The sequence below is a fragment of the Marinobacter sp. SS8-8 genome, from assembly GCF_030540945.1.
GTDB lineage: Bacteria > Pseudomonadota > Gammaproteobacteria > Pseudomonadales > Oleiphilaceae > Marinobacter.
On sequence record NZ_JASSVN010000007.1, the window covers coordinates 171564 to 178183 of the forward strand.

Below are 6620 nucleotides of genomic sequence, written 5' to 3' on the forward strand. Positions count from 1 at the left end.
AGGAACTCCTTAGGCCGTCAGTTTTTTAACCGCCGCTTCGAAACGCTCGAGGGCTTCGTCGATATCCGGCTCGGGAATGATCAGTGACGGCGCCAGACGAATCACATCAGCGCCAGCCATCAGAACCATCACGCCCTCATCCAGGCCTGCATTAAGAAAATCCCTGGCCTTACCCTGCCACTGCCCGGTGAGCACACAGCCGAGTAACAAACCAGCCCCGCGAACTTCACTGAACACGCCATGGCGCTCACCAATATCCATCATGCCCTTGCGGAGCTTTTCGGAGCGCGATTTCACACCCTTGAGAATCTCCGGCTGGCTGACGGTATCCAAAACCTTTTGGCCAACGGCGCAGGCCAGGGCGTTACCGCCATAGGTGCTGCCGTGGGTTCCGACACCAAGACTGGCGGCTACCTTTGCGGTTGTCAGCATGGCCGCTATCGGGAAACCACCACCCAGGCCCTTGGCACTGGAGAGAATATCCGGCACCACGTTGTACATCTGGTAGGCATACAGGTGGCCGGTTCTTCCGGCGCCGGACTGCACCTCGTCGAACACCAGCAGGGCGTCGTTGGCATCACAAAGCTGGCGCAGACCTTCAAGGAAGGCCTGATCGCCGGGCATGACACCGCCTTCACCCTGAATGGGCTCGACCACTACGGCGCAGGTTTTCTCTTTGGAGATCAGCTTCTTCACCGATTCCAGATCATTGAACTCGGCATGGTGAATGCCGCCCGGCGCCGGCTCGAAACCTTCCAGGTACTTGGGCTGGCCACCAACGCTCACGGTAAACAGGGTGCGCCCGTGGAAAGAATTTCTGAACGAGATGATTTCGTTTTTTTCCGGGCCGAAATGCTCCCAGGCGTAACGGCGGGCCAGCTTGAAGGCGGCCTCGTTGGCCTCACCGCCGGAGTTGGCAAAGAACACCCGCTCGGCAAAGGTAAGGTCACACAGGGTTTTGGCCAGACGCAAAGCCGGCTCATTGGTCATCACATTCGAGAGGTGCCAGATTTTCTCGGCCTGGTCGTGCAACACCCCTACGAGCCCCGGATGGCAATGCCCGAGACAGGTCACCGCAATACCACCCTGGAGATCAATGAACTCGCGGCCTTCCTGATCCCAGATCCGGGAGCCCTCGCCTCGTACCGGAATTATGGAACCGGGGGCGTAATTGGGCACCATGACTTCATCGAACAGTTCGCGGCTAACGGGTTCTTTATTCATAGATCTCTCTCGGGAAAGCGGCTAAACATATAAAAATAGTAGAGCAACCGAACCGGACAAGTACGTAGGTGTGCGGACTCTTGCACCATAATACGCCACTCAGGGCATAAGAACATCCGGTTCCCCGATGGCCGGCCTGACGAGGAAAGATGAGAATGGGAAAAAGCAAACAGGACAGAGCCAGAAAGACAAAGGCCGGTGCAGCTTTTCAGAACACGCTACAAGCACATCCATGTGCGCTTGTTTCGGGCCATCCCTGGCCCTCTACAGTTCTGAAAAGCCGCACCGGCCTTTGTCATGCCACTCAACCCGCAAGGCTGGGCGGCAACTAGCTTCAAATCAAAGCAGAAGGGTACGAATATCCCCAAGAAGCTGGCTGAGCACCGTGGTAAACCGGGCCGCATCCGCCCCGTTCACCGCCCGGTGATCGTATGACAGCGACAACGGCAGCATCAGCCGGGGCTGGAACTCCTTGCCATCCCAAACCGGCTTCATCGCCGCTTTGGAGACCCCCAGAATCGCCACCTCCGGCGTATTCACAATCGGCGTAAACGCCGTGCCACCGATACCACCCAGACTGGTGATGGTAAAGCAGGCACCCTGCATCTCCGCCGGCTTCAGCTGCTTGCCCCGGGCCTTCTGGGCCAGCTCGGCGCTTTCTGCCGCCAACTCCCACAGGCCCTTCTTGTCCACATCCCGGATCACCGGCACCATCAGCCCGTTGGGCGTATCCACCGCAATCCCGATGTGAATGTACTTCTTGCGAACCACCTCCTTGCGCTCCATGTCCAAAGACACATTGAACTGAGGCAGTTCCGCCAGCGCCGTGGCGCAGGCCTTCAGCAGGAAGGGCAGCGGCGTCATCTTCACGCCTTTCTTCTCTCCGGCCGCTTTCTGGGCCTTGCGGAAATCCTCCATATCGGTAATGTCCGCATCCTCGAACTGGGTCACGTGGGGCACGTTCAGCCAGCTGCGCTGCATGTTGTTGGCCGTGGCGAACATTATCCGCGACATGGCCTCGCGCTTGACTTCACCAAACTGGCTGAAGTCCGGCAGCTTGACGCCGGGGATACCGGAGCCGGTGGCAACGCCACTGCCCTGCTGGGCCTGCTTGAGCTGCCCCCTCACATAGGCATGGACATCGTCCTTGATAATCCGGCCCTTGGGACCGGACCCCCTGATCCGTGCCAGATCGGCGCCCAGCTCACGGGCAAGCTTGCGAACGGCGGGACCTGCATGAACCTTCGCGCCCGGCGTGGGCGGCTCATAGGTAGCACCCTGGGGCTCAGGCGTGGACTCGACAGCCTGCCGGGGTTTCTCTTCAGATTCCTGCTCTGGCTTTTTTTCCTTGGCCGATTCGTCAGAGGCCTCTTCAACTGTGGCCTCCTCATCGCCGCCGTCTTCCTGAACGGTCATTTCCAGCAGTTCGTCGCCTTCGGAGAGCTTGTCGCCCTCGGACACCAAAATTTTACCCACCTTGCCCGCATAGGGCGAGGGAATCTCCATGGTCGCCTTGTCGGACTCCACCGTTACCAGCGGGTCCTCAGCTTTAATGGTATCGCCCTCGGAGACATTGATCTCGATAACCGGAACATTCTCAAAACCATCCAGCGCCGGAACCTTAACGGTTTCCTTGCGGGAGCCGCCGGAAGCCTGCTTCGGCGCCGGCTTGCTCTCTTCTGACGTTTCTTCCTGTTTGGCTTCGCCCTTTTCGACGGCTTTTGCTTCGGGCTTTTCCTCGGCCTCGTCGCTACCGGAATCGTCAGAGCCACCGCCATCGGCGCCGGCTTCCATCATCCCGACAACATCGCCTTCCTTCACCTTGTCTCCCACCTTGGCGGTGATCCTGGTGATCTTGCCGGCGCCGGGTGACGGCAACTCAACAGAGGCTTTGTCTGACTCAACGGTCAGAATCGGATCTTCTTCCTCAACCGAATCCCCCACGCTGACAATGATTTCGATAACCTCGACCTCATCCGCACCGCCGAGATCCGGAATCTTGATTTCCTGTTCACTCATGGCGGTCTCCTTAGCTCAGCACCGGGTTCGTTTTGTTGCGATCGATTCCGTATTTGCGCATGGCTTCGAGAACCACATCGTTCTTCACCTCACCATCCTGGGCCAGGGCAGAAAGCGCACTTACCGTCACGTAGTAACGATCCACTTCAAAGAAGCTGCGCAGCTTTTCCCGGGTGTCGCTGCGGCCGAAGCCATCAGTACCGAGGGTCAGGTAGGTTTTGGGAATAAACGCCCGGAGCTGCTCGGAGTGCAGCTTGATGTAATCGGTAGAAGAGACTACCGGCCCGTCCTGCTTCTCCAGGCACTGGGTAACGTAGGCTTTCTTGGCTTTGTCATCCGGGTGCAGACGATTCCAGCGCTCTACGTGCTGGCCTTCACGGGCCAGCTCATTAAAGCTGGTGACACTCCACACATCGGAAGCCACGCCCCAGTCATCTTTCAGCATCTGGGCCGCAGCGCGTACCTCGTTGAGGATGGCGCCGGCGCCAAGCAACTGAACCCGCGGCGTTTTCTTGCGCCCCTTGGTTTCAACAGACTCGAACAGGTACATGCCTTTGATGATGCCGTCCTCGCAACCCTTGGGCATTGCGGGCTGTTCGTAGTTTTCGTTCTCGATAGTCAGGTAGTAATAGACATTCTTGTTGTCCTCGAACATCTCTTTCATGCCCTTACGGAGCACCACGGCCATTTCGTAGCCGTATGCCGGATCGTAAGCCTTGCAGTTCGGAATGGTGTTGGCCAGAACGTGGCTGTGACCATCCTGGTGCTGCAGGCCTTCGCCGTTCAGGGTGGTCCGGCCGGCGGTACCGCCGATCAGGAAACCACGGGCCTGAATATCCCCGGATGCCCACGCCAGATCGCCCACCCGCTGGAAGCCAAACATGGAATAGAAGATATAGAACGGAATCAGCGGGAAGTTATTGGTACTGTAGGACGTTGCCGCTGCCATCCAGGCCGCCATGGAACCGTCTTCGTTAATCCCTTCCTCGAGGATCTGGCCCTTTTTGTCTTCCCGGTAGTACATGATCTGGTCACGGTCTTCCGGAACGTACTTCTGGCCCTCGGCCGTGTAAATGCCCAGTTGACGGAACATGCCCTCCATACCGAAGGTACGGGCTTCGTCCGGCACGATCGGCACTACCCGCTTGCCGATGCGTTTGTCTTTGGTCAGGGCCGTCAGTATCCGGACAAAGGCCATGGTGGTGGAAATTTTCCGCCCTCCGGAACCTTCCAGCACCGCCTTGAAGATGTCGAGCTCCGGAATCTGCAATGGCTGGCAGTCCTTGCGCCGCTTGGGATAGAAACCGCCTAATTCCTGCCGGCGTTTTTTCATGTAGACGATTTCCGGGCTATCCGGCGCCGGACGGTAATAGGGAACGTCCTTGAGCTCGTCGTCCTTCAGCGGCAGCGCAAACCTGTCCCGGAACGACTTCAGTTGCTCGATATCCAGTTTCTTCAGGGAGTGCGCGGTATTCTGTGCCTCACCGGCCTCACCAAATCCGTAGCCCTTGATGGTATGGGCCAGGATAACGGTCGGGCGGCCACCGTTGTTGTGGATGGCGTGATGGTAAGCCGCATAGATCTTATAGGGGTCATGCCCACCGCGGTTGAGCTTGTTGATCTCCTCATCAGAGAGATTTTCAACCAGCTTCGCGGTTTCGGGGTACTTGCCAAAGAAGTGTTTGCGGGTATAAGCAGGTCCGTTGCTTTTATAATTCTGAAACTCGCCATCGCAGACTTCGTCCATGACCCGCTGCATTTTGCCGTCCTTGTCGCTCTCGAACAGCGGGTCCCAGTGTCGACCCCAGACCACTTTCAGCACATTCCAGCCAGCACCCCGGAAGACACCCTCAAGCTCCTGTATGATCTTGCCGTTGCCGCGCACAGGGCCGTCCAGGCGCTGGAGGTTACAGTTAACCACAAAAATGAGATTGCTCAGGTTTTCCCGGCCGGCCATGGAAATGGAACCCAGGGTTTCCGGCTCGTCACATTCACCGTCACCCACAAAGCACCAGACTTTGCGGTCACCCATTTCGATGAGCTCCCGGCTGTCCAGGTACTTCATGACGTGTGCCTGGTAAATCGCCTGAATGGGACCCAGCCCCATGGACACCGTCGGAAACTGCCAGTAATCGGGCATCAGCCAGGGGTGCGGGTAGGAAGACAGTCCCGTGCCATCCACTTCCTCCCGGTATTTGTCCAGATCCTTTTCGTCAAAACGGCCCTCCAGGAAGGAACGGGCATAAATGCCCGGCGAAGAATGTCCCTGAAAATAAATCAGATCGGATTCGCGCTTTTCGTCGCCGCCATGGAAAAAATAGTTGAAGCCCACGTCATACAGCGTTGCCGCCGACGAGAACGATGAAACGTGGCCGCCCAGGTCTCCGGGCCTTTGGTTAGCACGCATAACCATGGCCATGGCATTCCAGCGGATCAGGGAGCGAATCCGGCGCTCCATAAACAGATCGCCGGGCATCGGTGCCTGCTGGGAAACAGGGATGCTGTTCCGGAATGGCGTGGTTATGGAGTATGGCAGCTCGGTGCCATCGCGGCTCGCCCGCTCGGAGAGCCTTTCAAGTATGTATTTAGCCCGGTCCACACCTTCGTTCTCGATCAGAGATTCCAGCGCGTCCAGCCATTCACTGGTTTCAATGGGATCATCGTCCTGGTACATCAAACCCTCCCCTTGGCATCAAAAAGTGCAGCGCGGCCACGATCAGCAGCCTGGCGCGTTGTGGTGTCGGTAAGCTGCGATGAAATGCAGCGTGTTGTTATGGGTAGTTCAATGAGCCTGACAGATGTACCGGCTTACAGCACACAGAACCTGTACAAAGCATAGAACAGCTTTCACACTTTTCCTGCCTGATCATCGCCCTGGCTCACCGGCTTTTGGCCCTGAGGATGACCGGCGAGCCGGCGAAGTGCGCGGATCTGCCACCCAGTTACGTAGTATTTTTACTACATTTTACCCCTCGAGCTCAACTGAAGCCTTAATGATATCCGTTTCAGGCGGGCTTCTTTCGGTTACTTACGGAATAATGACCGTTTTTGGACCAGCAGACAACCAGACTGCGACCAATGTCGTAGCATTCTTATCAATTGACAAATTGATCACCACACTAAACGATCAACTCTCTACAGTTCGCTGCTCTTTTGGCGTTTTTAGCATTTTTTATTGAATTTTCAGTCAGATTTCACCCAACACTTACCTGTTTTCCCGGGATTTTTTAATTAGACCTGAAAACAATTCCCGATTTAGTTTCCGTCCATAAACGTAAAACACTGATATTAAATAAAAAAATGAGGTAATCAGGCAGGAAACCTCCAGCGGAAAATGGTATTCTTTGTCACAAGCAATTGAAACAAAAGAAAAAACC

General features: G+C 56.5%; 3 protein-coding genes. All 3 read right to left on the reverse strand.

Going from position 1 to position 6620, the window contains the following annotated elements:
- Positions 1-9: 9 nt before the first annotated feature.
- Entirely contained in the window at positions 10-1224 is a 1215-nt protein-coding gene (locus QPL96_RS09765) for an aspartate aminotransferase family protein (protein WP_303287198.1), read from the reverse strand.
- Between the two features lie 339 nt (positions 1225-1563).
- Positions 1564-3243: a dihydrolipoyllysine-residue acetyltransferase gene (aceF, locus tag QPL96_RS09770; protein ID WP_303287199.1), complete on the reverse strand. Its 1680-nt coding sequence runs from the start codon at positions 3241-3243 to the stop codon at positions 1564-1566.
- A gap of 10 nt (positions 3244-3253) precedes the next feature.
- On the reverse strand, positions 3254-5917 hold the full coding sequence (gene aceE, locus QPL96_RS09775; protein ID WP_303287200.1) for a pyruvate dehydrogenase (acetyl-transferring), homodimeric type: 2664 nt from the start codon (positions 5915-5917) through the stop codon (positions 3254-3256).
- Positions 5918-6620: the final 703 nt, after the last annotated feature.